The organism is Novosphingobium sp. 1529, assembly GCF_040544855.1.
Lineage (GTDB): Bacteria > Pseudomonadota > Alphaproteobacteria > Sphingomonadales > Sphingomonadaceae > Novosphingobium > Novosphingobium capsulatum.
This window is the reverse complement of the sequence record NZ_JBEPKW010000008.1, coordinates 115,579-133,994: the sequence shown is the minus strand read 5'-3', so window position 1 is coordinate 133,994 and position 18,416 is coordinate 115,579. Positions and strand designations below refer to the sequence as shown.

Below are 18,416 nucleotides of genomic sequence, written 5' to 3'. Positions count from 1 at the left end.
CCGCTCAATAGCGGGTGTCGATCGCGGCGGTCAGCGTTACCGCGCCGCGCGCCGGCACGGTGACGTGCCAGACCCGGCTATCAAGCGAAAGCTGGCGGCCAGGCAGGCTCTCGGCCGATACGCGCGTATCGTGCCAGCCCTCGTCCAGGCCGTCCTGGATCACGTCGACCTCAACCGGCACGGCGCGGGCGTTGGTAACCTTCCACGCCATCTGCGTGCGCCAATATGTGGGATGCTGCTCAATCGTGTAGGTGACCGGCGGGGCATCATTGCGTGTGATGCGCCATTGCGCGGTGCGTTCCCACTCGTCCGCCGTGATCCTTTCGCGCTTTTCGACAGTCGGCTGCACCTTTACATCAAAGGCAGTGCCGGTTTTCAGCGCCAAGTCCGATCCCATTGGCGTGTGCGGCAGCGGGCTTTCGCCCACGAACTGCGGATTGCCGCGCGCATCGCGCATATAGACGCGCATCGTGCCAGCCGGCAGGGCATCGCCGAGGCCGCCATCCTTGGCCGACGTAAAGGCGAGCACGGTATCGACGCTTTCGCCCTCTTCCGCGCTGTGCTGCCAGCCGTTGCAATATTGATAGACCTTGCGCGCCGGCACCCCGGCCACATTGAGGAAACTCACCTGCTTGGTCTGGGCATTGGCGACGGTGGTGCGCCCGGCCAGCGGATAGACATGGAAATCGCCCAGCGTCTCGCGCCCGTCGGCCCCGCCGGTGCCCGTGCGATTGCCGATGGGGCGGCGCGGTGGGCGGACATAGCGATTGCCATGGTCAGCCGCGTTGCCGCCCGGCTGCCCCGCCACCAGCATGACGCGGGCGTTGGGAAAGCCCGTGCCGGTCGTGTTGTTGAGCGTGATCCAGCCTTGGACATCGAGCTTGCCCGCAGTTTCATCGAACAGCGCCACATAATCGGCCTTCCAGCCGAACCCGCCCGACAGATAGCGCAAGCCCACCGCGCGCGTGCCGGCGCTGGCGGCATCGAGCGTGACTGACAGCGTCGGCCGGGCGCGCAGGCCAGCAGGCAGGCCCGGGTAGACCACGCGGCCGGGCATATCGCGCAGGATCTCGATCCGGTTGCCGACCTGGACCACGGCGCCATCGTTGTTGGCCAGCACATGCGCGCGCGTGACCACTTCCTGGCCATCGGGCGCGTTGCGCACCACGCTCACATCCTGGCCGACCGACTTGTCGAGCAGCTTATCGGGCGTCAGCAGGTCATAATCGAAATTCTGTTCCACCACGGCAGCGCCGGGCGCCGAAAGGGTGACGGTCTCGGGCCGGATCTGGGCAGACACATCGGGAAATTCCTGGCGGCTGATGCCCTTGGGCAGATCGATGCGCCGCACGTCTTCGACCAGGGCCATGTCGGCATAGATCGTGAGCGCCACATCACCCTGCGCGCTTGCGGCCTCCACCCCATTGGCGTCAGCCATCGCTGGCGCGGCGCCGAGCGCTGACGCCAGAGCCACGCCCAGCGTCGAAACCGTCAACCGTGGCCGCATCGCATTCTCTCCCGCATGGTCCGTGATGGCACGATAACCGATTGTTTCGCTTATACCATCGCCGATCGCACCAGCGCGGCGCAAAACGACGGCCATGCCTCTGCCGCCGCGCTTGAGCCAAAAGGCATGCGCGCCTAAAACCCCGGCATGGCCGATGCAGCGCATATCAAGATCAAGCTACAGCTCTATTGCGGCGAGGCGATCGCCATGGGGCCGGGCAAGGCCGACCTGCTCGATGCCATCGCGCGCGAAGGCTCGATCTCGGCCGGCGGGCGCGCCATGGGGATGAGCTATCGCCGCGCCTGGCAACTGGTGGATGTGATGAACCGCTGCTGGCACGGGCCGCTGGTGGAAACCTTTCCCGGCAGCGCCCATGGTGGCGGGGCCAAGGTAAGCGATCTGGGGCAGCGCGTGCTGGCGCATTATCGCGCGCTTCAGGCGCGGCTGGCCGGCGATGCCACCTGCGCCGATGCGCAGGCGCTTGCCGGCCTACTGCGGGCCGAGCCGCTGGAACGGCAGGACGAGCGCGCGGGTTAAGGAGGTAAACGCCCCCTCCGACGGCCTGCGGCCGCCACCTCCCCCACGGTGTGGGGGAGGATCTTTTGGGTTCAGCCTTCGCGGCGGCGCGGCGGGCCCTTGCGGTGCGTGCGGGGGCCATCGTTGCGCGGGCCATCACCGCGCGGCGGGAAGCCTTCGCGCGGGCGGTTGGGGCCATTGCCCTGGCGGCGGTTGGTGCGGGCCATTTCGCGCGGCGGTTCGCTCGGTTCGATGCGGATGCCGGTTTCATCCTCGGCGCCTTCGCGCGCGGTGCGCTGCAACGCGGCGCGGAAACGATCTTCCATCGCCTTGGGCACCTGGAAGTAGGTTTCGCTCGGGCCGATGCGGATCGCACCGATCTCGTTGCGGGTGATGTGGCCACGGCGGCACAACAGCGGCAGCAGCCAGCGCGGATCGGCGTTCTGGCGGCGGCCGATATCCATGCGGAACCACGACACGTCGTCAAAGCCCGTGCGGTGCGTGGCCTTGCGGCCTTCCTCGGTCGACAGGTCGATGAGGTCTTCGGGCTGCGGCATGGCCGAGCGATAGCTACGCACCAGCGCCAGCGCGATATCGCGCACTTCCATGCGTTCCATCAGCGTGTCGGCCAGGGCCACGTCATCTTCGAGCACGTCTTCGGCGTCGACCGGGGCCAGCAGCTTTTCGAGCAGGCGCTCGCGGTCACGCTCGCGAATCTGGGCAGCGCCGGGGGCCGGCATCCATTCCGCCTCGATCCGCGCGCGGCGCAGCATTTCTTCCAGGCGGCGGCGGCGCGGATAGGGCACCACCAACACGGCCGTGCCCTTGCGACCGGCGCGGCCGGTGCGGCCCGAACGGTGCTGCAGGGTTTCCGCGTCACGCGGCACTTCCACGTGGACCACGAGGCTGAGCGAGGGAATGTCGATCCCGCGTGCGGCCACGTCGGTGGCCACGCAGATGCGGGCGCGCCCGTCACGCAAGGCCTGGATCGCCTGGTTGCGCTCGTTCTGGCTGTGCTCGCCCGACAGCGCCACGGCGGCGAAGCCGCGCTCGACCAGCGTGGCATGCAGGCGGCGCACGTTGTCACGCGTGGCGCAGAACAGCATGGCCGTTTCCGCCTCGTGGAAGCGCAGCAGGTTGATCACCGCGTTCTCGATGTCGTTGGGCGAGACGGCGACAGCCTGGTAGCTGATGTCGCCATGGCCCTGGCGATCGTCGATCGTGGAGATGCGCAGCGCGTCGCGCTGATACTGCTTGGCCAGCACCGCGATCGGACGCGGCATGGTGGCCGAGAACAGCAGCGTGCGGCGCTGAGCCGGGGTGGCGTCGAGCAGTTCTTCCAGGTCTTCGCGGAAGCCCATGTCGAGCATTTCGTCGGCTTCATCGAGGACGACGAAGCGCAGGGCCGAAAGATCGAGCGCGCCGCGTTCGAGATGGTCGCGCAGGCGGCCGGGCGTGCCGACCACGATGTGCGCACCATGGTTGAGCTGGCGGCGTTCCTTTGACGGGTCCATCCCGCCAACACAGGTCGCGATGCGCAGGCCGGCCTTTTCATAAAGCCAGGCGAGTTCGCGGCTGACCTGAAGGGCCAGTTCACGCGTGGGGGCAATGGCCAGGGCCAGCGGCGCGCCGGCCGGCGGCACGCCATCGCCAAGGAGATCGGAAGCCATGGCCACGCCAAAGGCAACGGTCTTGCCAGAGCCGGTCTGGGCAGAAACCAGAAGGTCGCGGCCGGCCGCTTCCGCTTCGAGCACGGCGGCCTGGACCGGAGTCGGTTCGGCATAGCCACGGGCGGCAAGGGATTCGGCAACGGCAGCAGGGAGAGATGAAAAGGGCATGAAACTCAACGGGTCTGGGCCGGGCCGCAACGTGGGCAGGGACCGGCTGGGGATATTACACGGGTGTTTATAAGGCCAGACGACAGTGCCACGGCCTCACCACGCGAAGCCCGATATACCATCTCTCGGCCCCCGCCCCCTAGCGGGTTGTTCCTTTCGCCGCCATGACCAAATGCGAAAAATCGCCCTGATCGCGGCAATTCTTCGAAAAACTGCCTATTTCGGCACAATGGTCAGCGGTGGCAGCGGGTGCCAACCCCACGGATTGGGGGAAAACCCGGTCACGCGGCTGCGCACCAGCGACCAGCGCAACGGCCGCGCGATCGGGATGAAGCTGTTGGCCGCCGTGACGGCGGTTTCGGCCTGCGCCAGCAGGGCCATGCGCGCCTGCGGATCGCGCTCTGCCCGGGCCTGCGCGGCCAGGGCATCGCCTTGCGGGCTGCACCCCGCCGGGCTGACCGGACAGGCCACCTGATTGAGGAACCAGGCAGCGCGGGTATAGCGCGCCACGCTGTCGACCAGACGCAGATCGGCCGAGGCGCTGGCGTCAACCCGTTCCAGTGTCACGCCAATCGTGGCAAAATCGGCCGCCAGGTGCGCCAGGGCCAGCCGCGTGCCCGGACCATCGGGCGCGGCCACGCGCAGGCGCGGCGCGCCCTGCCCGGTTGCCAGCCAGGCCATGACCCGTTGGCGCGCCAGCGCGCGGCGCTGGTCGAGCGTGGTGCCGACCCAGCGCTCACCCACGCTGCCATCGCTATCGGGCACTTCGGGAGAGACCAGCCGCGTCGTGCCGCTCCACCCGCCGATGGCAAAGGCGCCGACCAGGCCATCGCGGTCGATCGCCAGGGCCAATGCCTCGCGCCGCAGCGGATCGGCCAGGAAGCCCTGCGCGCGCACCACCTGGAGGCCGAACAGCCCCATGACCGGATCGAGTTGCACGTTCCCGCGCGAGAGCATGGTGGTGCCGGCCAGTGGTAGCGAATCGATCGTGCCGCCCAGCGCCACGTCGACCAGCCCATCGTTGAAGCGCTGGGCGGCCACGGACATGCTTTCCACTTCCACGCGCAACGGCCGCACGCTGCGTGAAAAGCCGTCCTGCGCCGGCAGCCCGCGGCGCTCGGGCGGGATGGGAGACAGGCGCGCGACCAGGCCTTCGCGGCGCAGGCCGAGTGGGCCAGATCCGATCCGCGCCCGCGGCAGCCCCAGTTCGGGCTGGGCGAGCAGGGTCAGGAGATCAGGCAGCGGGGCGGAAAGATCCACTTCCACCACCCGATCGGTCATCACCCGGATTTCATCGATCGGGGCAAGATCGAGCCCCAGCGCGGTGCCGGCCAGCGCCTTTTGCGCGCGGCGCAGCGCGGCGGCAACGCTGGGCGCATCGATCGCGGTGCCATCGGGCCAGGTGCCATCGCGCAGGCGAAAGATATAGCTCAACCCGTCATCGGTCACGATCCAGCGTTCGGCAATGGCGGGCACCACGCGGCCTTGCGCATCAAAGCCCACCAGCCCTTCGACCGTGGCGGCACGCAAGACCTGCGCGGCCGGCGTGGGACGCAGCGCGGCGGTTTGAAAGGCGCTGTCGTCACCCGCCAGGGCCACCGGCAGGGCGCCGCGCCGATCGCCCCCGCAACTGGCCAGCATAAGGGCGACACCGGGCAAAAGCACCGCCGCAGCGCGGCGCAGATGGCAAGACGGGGGAGCCATGTCCCTTGCCTAGCAGATCAGCCGTGGCAGGCCAGCAAAGATGCCGGCGCCGGCGATTTCAGTATTTCAGCAGCAGCGGCAAGCCGAACGCGTCACAGCTTGCGCAGGCGCTTGCCCTCTGGCTGGGCGAGCGGCGGCCGGACATAGCGCGGCGCGTAATCGTCAGACGGCTGCGTGGCCACTGGCTCGCGTGCCAGCTTGGGATCGATCTGCTCGACAAAGGCGATGCCGAAGCGGGTATCCTGCACCCAGGCCACCACACCTTCGACCCAGCCGATATGGCGCAGGTTGGCCTCAAGCCGCATGCCGCGCACCACGCGCAGCGCGCCTTCGGCCATCATCCCGCCGGCCGAAAGATTGCGCACGCGCACGCGATGCTCACCGTCCTGGCCGTCTAGGCGCAGGTCGGCCATCAGGAAAAGGCTGTCACGCCCCAATTGCCGATGGTCGATATCAGTCACCGTCAGGTTCCGTTTCCAGCGTGGTGGGCCAAGCGGCATGGGCCCGGCGCTATGTGGCTGCCAGCGAGCAGCTTGCGCCCGCACCTGCCACCTTTCGCACCGATCCATGTGCAAAGGGATAAACGAAAACGGCAAAGAAATCTTTAAATTTCCCGCTCGCAGCGGCAAAAAGCCCCGTGCCATCGGGGGACAGCGGCCTTGGTGGTATTTACCGCAATGCCGATGGTACGCCTGTGCGGCCATCATGGGCTGGGCAGGACCACCTTGGCCCTGCCGGCGCCATCACATATCGCGCGAGATCTTTTCGCGACGCTCGTGCGCCTGCTGCGCTTCCACCGTCATCGTCGCGATCGGGCGGGCAATCAGACGCCCCAGGCCGATCGGCTCACCCGTCACTTCGCAGAAACCGTATTCGCCCTCGTCGATGCGGCGCATGGCCGAATCGATCTTGGCAATCAGCTTGCGCTGGCGATCGCGGGTGCGCAGTTCGATGCCCCAGTCGGTTTCGCTTGATGCGCGATCGTTGAGATCGGGTTCACGCAGCGGACCATCCTGCAAGGCCGACAGGGTGCCGGCCGAGGCCGACAGGATCGACTTCTTCCACTCGAGCAAAAGGCGCCTAAAATAGTCGAGCTGCTGCTCGCTCATATAGGGTTCGTCGTCATTCGGAACGTAATCACCCGGCATGGCCCGGCGGGCCTTTGCCAACACGTCAATTTCGTCACCCAGAACCCCAGCCATCCGGCCCTCCGTGTTGCGCCTTCCGACCACCAGGGCCAAAACGCGCCGCGATCGGCGCGACCAGCCCCCGGCTTGCCGCGCCTATAGGCAGGCAGGAAAGGGCGCACAAGCACTTCCTCAACGCTATGTCACATTGCAGCTGAACCTTTGTGAAACAGCGGCATCGTACATTTCGCGGATAAAGCGGCGCACGCGCGGGCACGGCCGCGATCATGCTTAACGGTTTGTTGACCTTAATTGGCGAGCCTTGCCCTGCCACCCGATGGGGAAAGGCAGATTCGCACAGGGGGAACCAAGGACCATGCCGCACGCGCCATCACCGATCACGCTGGTGCCATCCGCACCACTTCATGCCGGCCATGCCGCAGCAGACCGCGCCGACAGCCTGATCGCCGCCTGCCTCGCCGCTGCGGCACAAGGGGACAGCCACGCCTTTTTCGATCTGGGCGTGGCCTTTTCCACCGGCAGCTATGGCGCGGATTGCGATCTGGTCGAAGCGCACAAGTGGTTCAACCTCGCGGCCGTGGCCGGCCATGACGATGCTACCCGCGCCCGCGCCGATGTGGCCGAGGAAATGAGCGCGCGCGATATCGCCGAAGCCCAGCGCCGCGCCCGCGAATGGATGCGCGCCGCAACCCGCCACGCCGCCTAAATTTCAGGCTGCCTGATCGCGGCGCCTAGCCCTTGCGATAGGGCGTATGCCCGGCCAGTTCGAACTGGCCCTGCTCTATCCCGGCGCGCTCGCGCACCAGGAATTCGGCCACTGCGGCGCGAAATCCGCGATCGGCGATATAGTGCGCCGACCATGTCTGCACCGGTTCATAGCCGCGTGCCAGCTTGTGCTGTCCCTGCGCCCCAGCTTCCACCCGGCGCAGCCCCATGGCGATGGCGGCATCAATCGCCTGGTAATAGCACAGCTCGAAATGCAGGAACGGCTTTTCCACCACGGCGCCCCAATAGCGGCCGTAGAGCGTATCGCGCCCGATGAAATTGAGCGCGCCGGCGACCGGCTCGCCATCCTCCAGCGCCAGCACCAGCAAGACCTTGTCGGCCATGGTCTGCCCGATCAGGTCGAACGCGGCGCGGGTCAGATACGGCCGCCCCCACTTGCGCGCGCCGGTGTCCTGATAGAACACCCAGAACGCGTCCCAGTGGTCGGCCGTGATGGCAGCGCCGGTCAGCGTCACGATCTCCACCCCGGCCTGGGCAGCGGCGCGTTCCTTGCGCAGGTTCTTGCGCTTGGCCGAAGACAGCGCGCCAAGAAAATCGTCGAACGTGGCATAGCCGCGATTTTCCCAGTGGAATTGCAGGTCTGAGCGCAAGAGCCAGCCGGCTTCCTCGAACAGCGGCACCTGTTCGGGTGCAAGGAACGTGGCATGGGCCGATGACAGGCCGTTCTGGTCCACCAGCGCCTCGGCCGCGCGCAACAGGGGGAGCGCCAGATCGGGGCGGCCGGCACACAACAGGCGCGGGCCAGTCGCCGGCGTGAACGGCGCGGCGATCTGCAGCTTGGGATAATAGTCCCCGCCCGCGCGCTGCCAGGCATCGGCCCAGGCGTGATCGAACACATATTCGCCCTGGCTGTGCTGCTTCAGATAGGCTGGCAGCGCCGCCGCCGGGCGGCCATCGGCGTCGTCGATCAGCAGCGGCAGCGGCGTCCATCCGCTGCGCCCGCCGACCGAGCCGGATTCCTCAAGGAGGGAGAGGAATGCGTGTGACATGAAGGGATTGCCATCCCCGATCAGGCGATCCCAATCCGCCGCCGGGATATTGCCCACCGCTCCTTCGACGCGTGCGGTCAGCGTCATGGCGCCGCCCGCCTCACGCCGCTGGCGCCGCCAGCAGAACCGGGCCTTCGGCAATCGGCGCATCGGCATAGGTTGCCGCCCGGCTGGCATCATCGGGGGTGCGCACGGTCCAGGTCAGCACCGGAACGCCCCGGCGCCGGGCGAGGCGCACCACAGGATTGGCAATATCGGCAATGTCATAGGCCAGGAATTGGGGACGCGCGCGCCACAGCGCAAGATGCCTCTTGAGGCGGGCGAGCAAGGTGCGCCGCCCCGCCTCGGTCACTACCAGGCCATGCACCACGTGCGGGGAATAGCGGCGAAACCAGGCGGCAACGCGCGGATCGAAGCTCATTACCGCCACGGGCCCGCGATAGCCTTCAAGCAGGCGGCGCACCGCGAGGCACAGCGGCGCGATGCGCTGCGTGGGCGCGGATTTCACTTCGATCAGGAGGGGCACGCGGCCATCGATGCGGTCGAGCAACTGGCGCAGGCCAAGGATCGTTTCACCGCCCACCACCATGCCGGTTTCATCCAGCAGGGTCATGCCAGCAAGTTCTGCGGCGGTGTGGTCGGCCAGGTTGCCGGCCTGCCCGGTCAAGCGATCGAGCGCGCGGTCGTGGAATACCACGACCTGCCCATCGCGGCTGCGCTGCACGTCGCATTCGATGCCAAAGCCGCGCGCAATGGCGGCCTCGGCCGCGGCGAGCGAGTTTTCCGGCACACCCGGGCCATGCAGCCCGCGATGCGCATAGATGGCCTCGCGCAGCCAGCCGGCGCGGGCCGCTGCCCGCGCCGGCAGGAGAAAGCGATCAATGAGCGCGAACAGCAAAGATAGCATCGATTTCCACCGCAGCGCCCAACGGCAGAACCGGCACGCCCACGGCGCTGCGGGCATGGCGCCCAGCATCGCCGAACACCGCCTGCATCAGTTCCGAAGCGCCGTTGGCCACCTTGGGCTGATCTGTGAAATCACCGGTCGAATTGATGAAGGCGCCGAGCTTGACCACCTGCTCGATGCGGTCGAGCGAGCCCAGGGCAGCCTTGGCCTGAGCCAGCAGCATCAGCGCGCAGGCCTTGGCGGCAGCGGCGCCCTGCTCCAGGCTGACGTCTTCACCCAGGCGGCCGGTCACCAGCGCGCCGTCAATGAACGGCAACTGCCCCGAAACATGCAGCAGCCCGCCCGCCAGCACGGTGGGCACATAGGCCGCCACCGGCGCTGCGGCCTGCGGCAGTTCCAGGCCCAGTTCGGCCAGGCGGGCATCGATCGAAACAGTCATTCTCACTCACTCCAGCAAACGCGAAAAAATGGTCAGGCGGCCTCGTCCAGCCGGGCCATCAGCCAGGGCAGCGCATGGTCCCAGGTATCGATCCGCGCATGGGCGTGGCCAGCCTTGTGCGCACAATCGATATGCGGCGCGAGCAAGGGCTCTCCGCACAAGTGCAGGCGGATCACCTCGGGCGTCAATTGCGCGGCGGAATGGTGATGCTGGGGCAGATCGTCGATGAACACCGCGCGGGTGGGGTTGTATTCATCGAGAATGGCCTTGAGCGCCGGCCCTTTCGGCCCCTGGTTGGTAAAGACGCGGGCGTTGATGCCCACGCCTTCGAGTTGCGCGGTGCGGGCGTCGCGATAGCTGTGGCCCAGATTGGTCAGGATCACGAAGTCGGCGCGGTCGGCCAGCGCGCCTACAGCCTCCACCGCGCCGGCGATGGCCGGCTGCGTATGCATCTGCGTGTTGAAGAACAGGTCGAGCAGGCGCCAGATCTCGCGCGATTCCACCCCGCGCCCGTCATGGACATAGCGCATGGCCTTGCCGAAATCATTGCTTTCCATCACGAAATCGATGTCGTGGTTGGCTTTGAGCCAAGCCTGGAACGGCGCCACCATGTGCAGCAGCACTTCATCGCAATCGCTGATCACCAGCGGGCGGCTCATACCAGTTTCTCCCGTGCGGCGGCCAAGGCCTGAGGGCTTATATCGAGCGCGTCGGCCGCGGCAACAAGGTAAGGCTCGTAAGACAGCAGGAAATCGAGCACCCCGCCCAGCACCGCGTTCTGCCCGGCCGGATCGGCAAGCCCCGCGCGCAAGGTTTCGGGCGTCATCCCGCTCAGGGCCAGGAAGCGTTCGGCGCGCTGCCCATCGGCCAGCACCCAGCCGAGCGCGGCCAGCGCCAGATCCTGCGGATCGGGGACGGGGGACGAGGGTTCGCGGATGATTGTCAGAGCCTTTCGAGGTCAATAGAGCAGCGCAGGCGGCGGCCGTGCTGGACCGCGCAATAGAGGTGTTCCGTGGCAAAAAGAATTCTGGTTGTCGAGGACAACGACCTCAACCGCAAGCTGTTCTGCGATCTGCTGGTGGCCAATGGCTTTACCGTGGAGCCGGTAGCCGACGGGCGCGAGGCATTGGACCGCGCGCGCCAGTTCGTGCCGGGGCTGGTGATCATGGACATCCAGTTGCCCAACGTTTCGGGGCTGGAACTGATCGAGGCGCTCAAGGCCGATCCGGTGCTGCGCCAGATTCCGATCCTGGCCGTCACCGCCTATGCCGGCAAGGGCGACGAGGAACGCATTCGCGAGGCCGGCGCCGAGGGCTATCTGGCCAAGCCGGTGTCCATCAGCCCGTTCATGCAGGCGGTGATGAAACTGATTTAGATCGCGGCCTGTGCATCATCGTCACCCCGCTTTCCCACCGCCACCGCGCAGGAAATCGGCCTCATCGCCCGTTCAGGCTTGACAGGGCAGGCCACAGGCCGCTTTTCCGCCGCAATGTTCTGGCAGGGGCACCGCCCTGCCCCACGGAGTTAGAGAGACGATGGACCGCCCCGCCACTGCCGCTAAGATTGCCGAGCTGATCGAGCCCTTCAACAAGAAGGGCGTGGCCATCACCGATGCCACCACCTTTGCCGGCGACCTGGAGTGGGACAGCCTGACGGTGATGGATTTCGTCGCCGCGATCGAGGACGAGTTCGACATCATCATCAGCATGAACCAGCAGGCCGAGATCGAAACCTATGGCCAGCTGATCGACGCCGTGACCAAGCTGCAAGGGTAAGCGCCCCCATGACCGACCTGTTTTCCAAGTTCGACGGCCTGATCGAACAGCGCCGCGCGCTGCTGTCCACCGGCGTCACCGATCCGTTCAACCTGGTGATGGAAAAGGTGATCTCGCCCACCGTCGCGGTGTGCAACGGGCGCGAGACGATCCTGCTGGGCACGTACAACTACATGGGCATGACGTTCGACCCGGACGTGATCGCCGCTGGCAAGCAGGCGCTTGATGAATTCGGCTCGGGCACTACCGGCAGCCGCGTACTCAACGGCACCTATGCCGGGCACCGCGCCGTGGAAGACGCGCTCAAGGACTTCTATGGCATGGACCATGCCATGGTGTTCTCCACCGGCTACCAGGCGAACCTGGGCATCATCAGCACGATGGCCGGCAAGGGCGATTACATCGTCCTCGACATCGACAGCCACGCCTCGATCTGGGACGGCTGCAAGATGGGCGATGCCGAGGTCGTGCCGTTCAAGCACAACGATATCGAGGCGATGGAAAAGCGCCTCAAGCGCATTCCCGAAGGCGCGGGCAAGCTCGTCGTGCTCGAAGGCGTCTATTCGATGCTGGGCGATATCGCCCCGCTCAAGGAAATGATCGCCATTGCCAAGGCCCACGGCGCCATGGTGCTGGTGGACGAAGCGCACTCGATGGGCTTCATCGGCCCCAACGGGCGCGGCGTCGCCGAAGACCAGGGCGTGCTCGACCAGGTCGATTTCGTGATCGGCACGTTCTCCAAGTCGGTCGGCACGGTGGGCGGCTTCTGCGTTTCGAACCATCCCAAGTTCGAAATCCTGCGCCTGGTGTGCCGTCCTTACGTGTTCACCGCATCGCTGCCGCCCAGCGTGGTGCACACCGCCAGCACGTCGATCCGCAAGCTGATGCACGCCGCCGACAAGCGCGCGCACCTGTGGGAAAATTCCAAGACCCTGCACGCTGGCCTGACCCAGCGCGGCTTCAAGCTGGGCACGGCAACGCCGCAAAGCGCGATCATCTCGGTGATCATGCCCGATCTGGAGCGGGGCGCGATGATGTGGGAAGCGCTGCTGCACGAAGGGCTCTATGTGAACCTGGCGCGCCCGCCGGCAACGCCAGCGGGGATGACCTTGCTGCGCTGCTCGCTCTGCGCCGCGCACAGCGCCGAGCAGGTGCAGACGATCATCGGCATGTTCGAACGCGCCGGCAAGGCGGTGGGCATCATCTGATGCGCCGGGCAATTGCCGATCTGGCCGGGGCGGGCGCTGGCGCGCTGGCCCTGGCGCTGATGCTGTCGGCGTCGCCGGCACTGGCAGCGCAGGCCGGGCAGCCGGCCGTGCCCGCCCCGGCGCCCAGCGTGACCGTCGCCGTGGCGCCGATCGGCCCGACCGCGATGGTGACCGAGCCCTGCACGCCCAGCCGGGTCGGTGGCTATGACTGGGGCAACCTGTGCCGCTATCAGAAGGCCGATCGCCAGGTGCCGCAACCGCTGCGCGCGGTGTTCATCGGCGATTCGATCACCGAATGGTGGCTGACCACCGCCCCGGCGATGTTTGCCGGCGGCATCGTTGATCGGGGCATTGCCGGGCAGACCAGCCCGCAGATCCTGCTGCGGTTCTATCAAGACGTAGTACGCCTGCGCCCGCGCGTGGTGCACATCATGTGCGGCACCAACGACGTGGCCGGCAACACCGGGCCGACCAGCCCGGATGAATATGCTGCCAACGTGCTGGCGATGGTCGATCTGGCCAAGGCCAATGGCATTGCCGTGGTGCTGGGCAGCGTGCTGCCCGCCGGCGGTTTCAACTGGCGCAGCGAGATGAAGCCGGCCGCACAGATTGCCGCGCTCAATGCCTGGCTCAAAGACCTCGCCCGTGCCCGCGGCCTGGCCTATGCCGACTACTACAGCGCGATGGCCACGCCCGAAGGGGCGATGAAGCCCGGCTTGTCGAGCGATGGCGTCCATCCCAATGCCGCCGGCTATGCCGTGATGGAGCCGATCGCCCGCGCCGCCTTGGCCGAGGCAGAAAAGCCGCGCTGACACACCTACCGTTCCGGCAGACCTGCCTGGACGAAAATTGGACACTTGTCCTACCCCCGCCCTATCTGCTTAGATCACAGATAGGGCGGCACAGGGGGTGCCGCGCGATGTGCGAGGTGCCCGCATGCATTCCCTTCGCCTGATTTCGCTGCTGGCCGGTTCGGCCCTGGTGGCCAGTGCGGCGCACGCCGCGCCCGCGCCGGTGGCCGATACCGTGCTGCTGCACGGCCAGATCCACACTATCGACGCGCAGGGCAGCGTTGCCCAGGCGATCGCGATCAAGGATGGGCGCATCGTCTATCTGGGCAGCGACGCCGGGGCCAAGGCGATGGCCGGCCCGGCCACCCAGACCATCGACCTCAAGGGTGGCGTGGTCATGCCCGGCCTGATCGATGCACACATGCACCCGCTGGAAGGCGGCGCCGGCCTGCTTGCCTGCGACCTGCAGTACAAGCGACTGACCGTGCCGGAATTCCAGGCGGCGCTATCGGCCTGCGCTGCCAAGGATGGCAGCCAGGGCAACGATGGCAAGTGGCTGATCGCGGTGCACTGGTTCCAGCAGGAAATGCAGCCGCTGGGCGTGGACATGACCAAGGCCATGCTGGACGCGCTGCCGACGCAGCGACCCGTGGCGGTGTTTTCCTCGTTCGGGCATTCCGCCCTCGTCAACAGCAAGGCGCTGGCGCTGGCCGGTATCGATGCCAAGACACCCGATCCAGTGGGTGGCGCGATCCACCATGATGCCGCGGGCGCGCCCACCGGCCTCTTGGAAGACGCCGCGCAAGACCTGGTGCGCAAGCTGGTGCCCACGCCAACGCCGGCAGACGATGTGGTCGCCGCGCGCGCTGCCCTTGCCGCGATGGCAGCGCAGGGCGTGACCACGTTCCTCGATGCCGATGCGCCGCGCGAATCGATCCATGCCTTTTCCGTACTGTCCAAGGCCGGGGAATTGACCGCGCGCGGCCATTTCGCGCCTCACATCGCGCCCGAGGAAGGCCCGTCTCCCGAGCCGGCGCTGGCCCGCATCGTCGAATGGCGGCGCACCTATGACCAGGGCGCGGCGCAAGTGCAGCCCACGATCATGGTCCGCACGATCAAGCTCTACATGGATGGGGTGATCACCGCCCCGGCCTTTACCGGGGTGATGCTGCAACCCTATCTGGAAAACCACGGCACGCCGGAAAAGCCCGATTGGCAGCCCGGCACCAACAAGGGTCCGGCGCCCTATTTCCCGCCCGCCGTGCTGGCGCCGCTGCTGGAGCGCATCACCGCACTGGGCTTTGACCCGCACATGCATGCCGATGGCGATGGCGCGGTACGCATCGCGCTCGATGCCGTGGCGGCCCTGCGCAAGAGCCAGCCGGCGCGCGATGTGCGCCCGGCGATCGCCCATGACGAGATCGTCGATCCCACTGATTTCCCGCGCTACAAGGCACTGGGCGTCACCCCGGTGCTATCGCTGCAATGGGGCAAGCAGGCGGCTGATACCGTGGCCGGCGCCAAGGATTACCTCGGCCCCAAGCGCTATGCCTTCATGGAGCCTTCGGGCCTGCTGGCCAAGGCCGGCGCGCGCATCACCTTTGGCAGCGACTGGCCGGTCGATCCGCTGAACGAATGGTTTGCCCTGAAAGTGGGGGTAACCCGGCGCAACGATCCCTCGGCGGGGCCGGAATACAGCCAGCCGCTATCGGGCGGACCGCCGCTGTCGGTGATGCAGGCAGTGCGCGCGGCCACGATCAACGCGGCCTGGTCGCTACGCGCCGAGCATCAGGTGGGCAGCCTGAAACGCGGCAAGTTTGCCGATCTGATCTGGATCGATCGCGATATCTTTGCCGGCAACCCCGATGCCATTGCGCAAACCCGGGTGCTGCTGACCATGGTGGGCGGCAAAGTGGTCTATCGCGCCCCCTGACAACCTCGAACCGGCAACGCGGGGGCGTGAACCGCCCCCGCGTTGCCCCTCGTTCAATCTGCCGCGCGGTAGATCACCGGGGCGATGTCGGTGAAATTGGCCACATCGCCCAGCACTTGCGGCGTATCCGGGCTGGCCAGCGCGGCATCGATCGCCGCCTGGCTGGAAAAGCGCAGCAGGACCGACGCTTTCCACGGCTGGTCGCCCGCCGGAAACAACACTTCGGCCCCGGTAAAGCCGTGCGGGGTCCACAGCCGCTCCACCAGCGGGATATGCGTGGCGGTATAGTAGGCGGCATCGAACCGCGCGCCTTCGTGCGTGGGATAGCTGACGATCAACGTGGCCATGGCATTTCTCCTGTCAGTGGTTCTGATTGTGTTTCTGGTTTCAACGCATCACTTGTCGGGCACCGGCACGGGGGTTGCCGGCACCAGGTTGCCGCCGGCATCGTGCCATCCCTCAATCCCTTCGGCCAGCCAGCGTACGCCCGCAACGCCGCCCAGCGCCAGACGCCGGGCGGCGTTCCAGCTCATCCAGCAATCGGCGCGGCAGAACAGCACGATCGGCGCAGCCGGATGCTGGCGGCGGAAGGCTGCAACTTGTGTGGTCAGCGCCTGCCACAGCAGCGGGTCGGGCGGGGCGCGGCCGGTTTCCGGGTACCACAGGGCGCCGGGAATCGTCTCGTGCGGGGTGGCCAGCGTCCAGGCACCGCTGGCACCATCACGATGCGCGCCTTCGGCCGGCAAGACATCGATGAACAGCGCTGCGCCGGGCGCCAGCTGCCGCGCCTGCGCCAACGGGATTGCGCTGGCTGGCGCCGGATCACGGTCCACGGGCGCGCGGAATGCCGCGTTGCGATAGCCCTGAGCATCGAACGGCGCGGCCTGTTGCGCCCAGGCTGACGAAAGGACCGGCGCGGCCATCAAGGCCAGCACCATCCCTGCCCACGGGATGCGACGCAGTGCTGCGATCATTCTCTCCCATCCCTTGCCCAAGCTGGCCCTCGATCTTGGCCTATGGTGCAATTGTAGAATGCTGCCCGATCAAGGCAAATGGTGCCTTGGTATGAAGCGCCCCGCCCTCCTCGTGCCGATCATGGCTTTGCTGGCATGCGCAGCGCCTGTCGCCGCCGCTCCTGCGCCTGGGCTGGTGGCCGATCCGCTCGCCTCGCCAATGTGGGCCAACCATGCTGCCTGGCTGCTGGGCAAGGCGCCGGTGCGGTTTGATCCGGCGGTGATCGTGACCATGCCCGATGTGACGGAAAACCAGCATGTTTTCCCCGTTACCGTCGATGCCCGCGCGCTGGGCAAGGTGCAGCGCATCGTCGTGCTGATGGATCTGAACCCCTTGCCCGTGGCGATCGACTACCAGCCCCAGGGCGCGCTTCCCTATGTCAGCCTGCGCATCAAGCTGGACCAGCGCACGCCGGTGCGGGCGCTGGTGCTGACCGCCGATGGCATGTGGCACGTGGGCGGGCGCTGGATCGATGCGGCGGGCGGTGGCTGCTCGGCCCCGCCGGTCAGCCGGGTCAAAGGCGATTGGGCGCAGCATCTGGGCGAAATGCGCGGGAAGCTGTGGCACGAGGCCGCCGATACCCGCCTGCGCGTGAGCGTGCGCCATCCGATGGATACCGGCTATGTCGACAATATCGCCGCCTACAATATCGAGACGATGCAGGTCAGCGGCGCCGATGGCGCGGCGCTGGGCACGATGACGATCAACGGCTCGGTATCCGAAGACCCGGCATTCACCCTGCTCTTGCCGCCCACGCAGGCCGGGCCGGTCAGCATCCATATGGCCGACAGCAACGGTCGCACGTTTGACGGCAGGCTGGCACCATGACGCTATCGCGCCGCGCGATCCTGGGCCTGCTTGCCGCCGCACCAGTGGCATTGTCGGCGCGCATGGCCCGGGCGGAAACCTTTGCCGGTCGCTATGCCTATGATCCCCAGCCGATCGGGCCGGGGATCTGGCTGGTGCGCGGCGCGGACGAGGCCATCGTGTTCGGCAATGGCGGCGCCATCGCCAATGCGGTGATCATGGCCTGCCCGCAAGGCGGGGCCGTGCTGTTCGATTGCGGCCCGTCGCTGCGCTATGCCCAAGGGCTGGCGGCGGTGGCGGAAAAGCTGTGCCACGGCCCGGTGCGGCGTGTGTTCCTCAGCCATCTGCACCCCGATCATGCCCTGGGCACGGCGGCGTTCGATCCGGCGATCATGGCCGCACTGCCCGCCACCCGCACCGAACTGGAGCGGGACGGCAATGGCTTTGCCGATGCAATGTATCGCATCCTGGCCGACTGGATGCGCGGCACTGCCGTGGCCCTGCCCGGTGCGACGGTCATTCCCGGGCCGATCGAGATTGCGGGCCGGCGGCTTCAGGCCATGGCGCTCAAGGGGCATTCCGATGGCGACTTGGTGCTGGTGGACGAGGCGAGCGGCACGATCCTGGCCGGTGACCTGGTGTTTTACGATCGCGCCCCGGCCACGCCCGATGCCAACCTCGCGGCCTGGCGCGAAAGCCTGACGACACTGGCCGCCCTGCCCCATCACCAACTCGTGCCCGGCCATGGCCCGCTCGATCCCAGCGGGACGGCGGCCATCGCCCAGACCCGCGACTGGCTCGATTGGCTGGAGCAGGCGCTGAACCAGGCGGTCGCGCAAGGCCTCGACATGACCGAGGCGGGATCGCTGCCAATTCCCGACCGCTTCGCCACGGTGAAGCTGGCGCGCTATGAACTGCAGCGATCGGTGGCGCACTTCTATGCCGGCATCGAGGCGCAGCGCTTGCCGCGCATCGACGCCGGCAGTGGCAACGGAAACGGCTGACAAGCGACGTTTTTGCAGGAATAGTGCGGCCCTGACCAAATTCGGTGGGG

Annotated in this window: 21 protein-coding genes; 9 read left to right on the top strand and 12 right to left on the bottom strand. The window is 67.1% G+C overall.

Features of this window, described 5'->3' with window-relative positions; all coding sequences use genetic code 11:
• Window positions 1-4: 4 nt before the first annotated feature.
• Entirely contained in the window at window positions 5-1,507 is a 1,503-nt protein-coding gene (locus ABIC78_RS15505) for a DUF4139 domain-containing protein (RefSeq protein ID WP_171797565.1), read from the bottom strand.
• Window positions 1,508-1,654: 147 nt separating this feature from the next.
• Between ABIC78_RS15505 and ABIC78_RS15500 the strand changes: the two genes are divergently transcribed.
• Window positions 1,655-2,044 (top strand): winged helix-turn-helix domain-containing protein, encoded by a 390-nt coding sequence (locus tag ABIC78_RS15500; RefSeq protein ID WP_168353220.1) that lies wholly within the window; start codon window positions 1,655-1,657, stop codon window positions 2,042-2,044.
• A 71-nt stretch (window positions 2,045-2,115) separates the two neighbouring features.
• Here the strand turns inward: ABIC78_RS15500 and ABIC78_RS15495 are convergent, their stop codons facing one another.
• The 4 genes from ABIC78_RS15495 to dksA all read right to left on the bottom strand — a co-directional run bounded on the left by ABIC78_RS15495 (window position 2,116) and on the right by dksA (window position 6,767).
• Window positions 2,116-3,861 carry a DEAD/DEAH box helicase gene (locus tag ABIC78_RS15495; RefSeq protein WP_171797564.1) on the bottom strand — a complete coding sequence of 582 codons (1,746 nt, stop codon included), beginning with the start codon at window positions 3,859-3,861 and terminating at the stop codon, window positions 2,116-2,118.
• 216 nt (window positions 3,862-4,077) lie between these two features.
• Window positions 4,078-5,565 (bottom strand): ABC transporter substrate-binding protein, encoded by a 1,488-nt coding sequence (locus tag ABIC78_RS15490; RefSeq protein WP_171797563.1) that lies wholly within the window; start codon window positions 5,563-5,565, stop codon window positions 4,078-4,080.
• 92 nt (window positions 5,566-5,657) lie between these two features.
• Window positions 5,658-6,026: a PilZ domain-containing protein gene (locus ABIC78_RS15485; RefSeq protein WP_022674814.1), complete on the bottom strand. Its 369-nt coding sequence runs from the start codon at window positions 6,024-6,026 to the stop codon at window positions 5,658-5,660.
• A 282-nt stretch (window positions 6,027-6,308) separates the two neighbouring features.
• A complete protein-coding gene (gene dksA, locus ABIC78_RS15480) occupies window positions 6,309-6,767 on the bottom strand; it encodes an RNA polymerase-binding protein DksA (protein WP_022674815.1) in 459 nt (152 codons plus the stop codon).
• Between the two features lie 301 nt (window positions 6,768-7,068).
• On the opposite strand from dksA, the gene ABIC78_RS15475 reads away from it, so the two are divergent.
• Complete coding sequence (locus ABIC78_RS15475) at window positions 7,069-7,419, top strand: SEL1-like repeat protein (RefSeq protein WP_171797562.1); 351 nt, start codon at window positions 7,069-7,071, stop codon at window positions 7,417-7,419.
• Window positions 7,420-7,444: 25 nt separating this feature from the next.
• On the opposite strand, the gene ABIC78_RS15470 is transcribed toward ABIC78_RS15475, so the two are convergent.
• From ABIC78_RS15470 to ABIC78_RS15450, 5 genes are read right to left on the bottom strand one after another with little or no spacing between them, the layout of a single operon-like run.
• Window positions 7,445-8,575, bottom strand: coding sequence for a GNAT family N-acetyltransferase (locus ABIC78_RS15470; protein WP_028657458.1), 1,131 nt, complete (start codon window positions 8,573-8,575; stop codon window positions 7,445-7,447).
• Between the two features lie 13 nt (window positions 8,576-8,588).
• Window positions 8,589-9,395, bottom strand: a complete 807-nt coding sequence (locus ABIC78_RS15465; protein WP_051146223.1) for a glycerophosphodiester phosphodiesterase family protein — start codon at window positions 9,393-9,395, stop codon at window positions 8,589-8,591.
• A complete protein-coding gene (locus tag ABIC78_RS15460; RefSeq protein WP_022674819.1) occupies window positions 9,367-9,834 on the bottom strand; it encodes a RidA family protein in 468 nt (155 codons plus the stop codon). The genes ABIC78_RS15465 and ABIC78_RS15460 overlap by 29 nt, the downstream gene beginning before the upstream one ends.
• A gap of 32 nt (window positions 9,835-9,866) precedes the next feature.
• Complete coding sequence (locus tag ABIC78_RS15455) at window positions 9,867-10,493, bottom strand: HAD family hydrolase (RefSeq protein ID WP_022674820.1); 627 nt, start codon at window positions 10,491-10,493, stop codon at window positions 9,867-9,869.
• A complete protein-coding gene (locus tag ABIC78_RS15450; RefSeq protein ID WP_171797591.1) occupies window positions 10,490-10,732 on the bottom strand; it encodes a DUF3572 family protein in 243 nt (80 codons plus the stop codon). The genes ABIC78_RS15455 and ABIC78_RS15450 overlap by 4 nt, the downstream gene beginning before the upstream one ends.
• A 114-nt stretch (window positions 10,733-10,846) precedes the next feature.
• Between ABIC78_RS15450 and ABIC78_RS15445 the strand changes: the two genes are divergently transcribed.
• The 5 genes from ABIC78_RS15445 (at window position 10,847) to ABIC78_RS15425 (ending at window position 15,541) form a co-directional block, all read left to right on the top strand.
• Window positions 10,847-11,209 (top strand): response regulator, encoded by a 363-nt coding sequence (locus tag ABIC78_RS15445; RefSeq protein ID WP_022674822.1) that lies wholly within the window; start codon window positions 10,847-10,849, stop codon window positions 11,207-11,209.
• 160 nt (window positions 11,210-11,369) lie between these two features.
• The gene (locus ABIC78_RS15440; RefSeq protein WP_022674823.1) at window positions 11,370-11,609 is read left to right on the top strand and encodes an acyl carrier protein; all 240 of its coding nucleotides are present in this window, start codon (window positions 11,370-11,372) and stop codon (window positions 11,607-11,609) included.
• Between the two features lie 8 nt (window positions 11,610-11,617).
• A complete protein-coding gene (gene spt, locus ABIC78_RS15435; protein ID WP_022674824.1) occupies window positions 11,618-12,817 on the top strand; it encodes a serine palmitoyltransferase in 1,200 nt (399 codons plus the stop codon).
• The gene (locus tag ABIC78_RS15430) at window positions 12,817-13,629 is read left to right on the top strand and encodes an SGNH/GDSL hydrolase family protein (RefSeq protein WP_354490654.1); all 813 of its coding nucleotides are present in this window, start codon (window positions 12,817-12,819) and stop codon (window positions 13,627-13,629) included. The genes spt and ABIC78_RS15430 overlap by 1 nt, the downstream gene beginning before the upstream one ends.
• A gap of 124 nt (window positions 13,630-13,753) precedes the next feature.
• Entirely contained in the window at window positions 13,754-15,541 is a 1,788-nt protein-coding gene (locus ABIC78_RS15425; protein WP_171797560.1) for an amidohydrolase, read from the top strand.
• 53 nt (window positions 15,542-15,594) lie between these two features.
• On the opposite strand, the gene ABIC78_RS15420 is transcribed toward ABIC78_RS15425, so the two are convergent.
• Together ABIC78_RS15420 and ABIC78_RS15415 are read right to left on the bottom strand one after the other, a co-directional pair.
• Window positions 15,595-15,888: an EthD family reductase gene (locus ABIC78_RS15420; protein ID WP_171795304.1), complete on the bottom strand. Its 294-nt coding sequence runs from the start codon at window positions 15,886-15,888 to the stop codon at window positions 15,595-15,597.
• Between the two features lie 48 nt (window positions 15,889-15,936).
• The gene (locus tag ABIC78_RS15415) at window positions 15,937-16,515 is read right to left on the bottom strand and encodes a rhodanese-like domain-containing protein (RefSeq protein WP_354490652.1); all 579 of its coding nucleotides are present in this window, start codon (window positions 16,513-16,515) and stop codon (window positions 15,937-15,939) included.
• 91 nt (window positions 16,516-16,606) lie between these two features.
• On the opposite strand from ABIC78_RS15415, the gene ABIC78_RS15410 reads away from it, so the two are divergent.
• Entirely contained in the window at window positions 16,607-17,383 is a 777-nt protein-coding gene (locus tag ABIC78_RS15410; RefSeq protein ID WP_171797559.1) for a quinoprotein dehydrogenase-associated SoxYZ-like carrier, read from the top strand.
• Window positions 17,380-18,366 (top strand): quinoprotein relay system zinc metallohydrolase 1, encoded by a 987-nt coding sequence (locus tag ABIC78_RS15405; RefSeq protein WP_171797558.1) that lies wholly within the window; start codon window positions 17,380-17,382, stop codon window positions 18,364-18,366. The genes ABIC78_RS15410 and ABIC78_RS15405 overlap by 4 nt, the downstream gene beginning before the upstream one ends.
• Window positions 18,367-18,416: the final 50 nt, after the last annotated feature.

Coding starts and splice junctions, on each gene's coding strand:
- ABIC78_RS15410 (WP_171797559.1), top strand. CDS start 16,607: ATGAAGCGCCCCGCCCTCCTCGTGCCGATCATGGCTTTGCTGGCATGC.
- ABIC78_RS15465 (WP_051146223.1), bottom strand. CDS start 9,395: ATGCTATCTTTGCTGTTCGCGCTCATTGATCGCTTTCTCCTGCCGGCG.
- ABIC78_RS15495 (WP_171797564.1), bottom strand. CDS start 3,861: ATGCCCTTTTCATCTCTCCCTGCTGCCGTTGCCGAATCCCTTGCCGCC.
- ABIC78_RS15460 (WP_022674819.1), bottom strand. CDS start 9,834: ATGACTGTTTCGATCGATGCCCGCCTGGCCGAACTGGGCCTGGAACTG.
- ABIC78_RS15505 (WP_171797565.1), bottom strand. CDS start 1,507: ATGCGGCCACGGTTGACGGTTTCGACGCTGGGCGTGGCTCTGGCGTCA.
- ABIC78_RS15455 (WP_022674820.1), bottom strand. CDS start 10,493: ATGAGCCGCCCGCTGGTGATCAGCGATTGCGATGAAGTGCTGCTGCAC.
- ABIC78_RS15420 (WP_171795304.1), bottom strand. CDS start 15,888: ATGGCCACGTTGATCGTCAGCTATCCCACGCACGAAGGCGCGCGGTTC.
- ABIC78_RS15475 (WP_171797562.1), top strand. CDS start 7,069: ATGCCGCACGCGCCATCACCGATCACGCTGGTGCCATCCGCACCACTT.
- ABIC78_RS15415 (WP_354490652.1), bottom strand. CDS start 16,515: ATGATCGCAGCACTGCGTCGCATCCCGTGGGCAGGGATGGTGCTGGCC.
- ABIC78_RS15405 (WP_171797558.1), top strand. CDS start 17,380: ATGACGCTATCGCGCCGCGCGATCCTGGGCCTGCTTGCCGCCGCACCA.
- dksA (WP_022674815.1), bottom strand. CDS start 6,767: ATGGCTGGGGTTCTGGGTGACGAAATTGACGTGTTGGCAAAGGCCCGC.
- ABIC78_RS15490 (WP_171797563.1), bottom strand. CDS start 5,565: ATGGCTCCCCCGTCTTGCCATCTGCGCCGCGCTGCGGCGGTGCTTTTG.
- ABIC78_RS15440 (WP_022674823.1), top strand. CDS start 11,370: ATGGACCGCCCCGCCACTGCCGCTAAGATTGCCGAGCTGATCGAGCCC.
- spt (WP_022674824.1), top strand. CDS start 11,618: ATGACCGACCTGTTTTCCAAGTTCGACGGCCTGATCGAACAGCGCCGC.
- ABIC78_RS15500 (WP_168353220.1), top strand. CDS start 1,655: ATGGCCGATGCAGCGCATATCAAGATCAAGCTACAGCTCTATTGCGGC.
- ABIC78_RS15470 (WP_028657458.1), bottom strand. CDS start 8,575: ATGACGCTGACCGCACGCGTCGAAGGAGCGGTGGGCAATATCCCGGCG.
- ABIC78_RS15425 (WP_171797560.1), top strand. CDS start 13,754: ATGCATTCCCTTCGCCTGATTTCGCTGCTGGCCGGTTCGGCCCTGGTG.
- ABIC78_RS15430 (WP_354490654.1), top strand. CDS start 12,817: ATGCGCCGGGCAATTGCCGATCTGGCCGGGGCGGGCGCTGGCGCGCTG.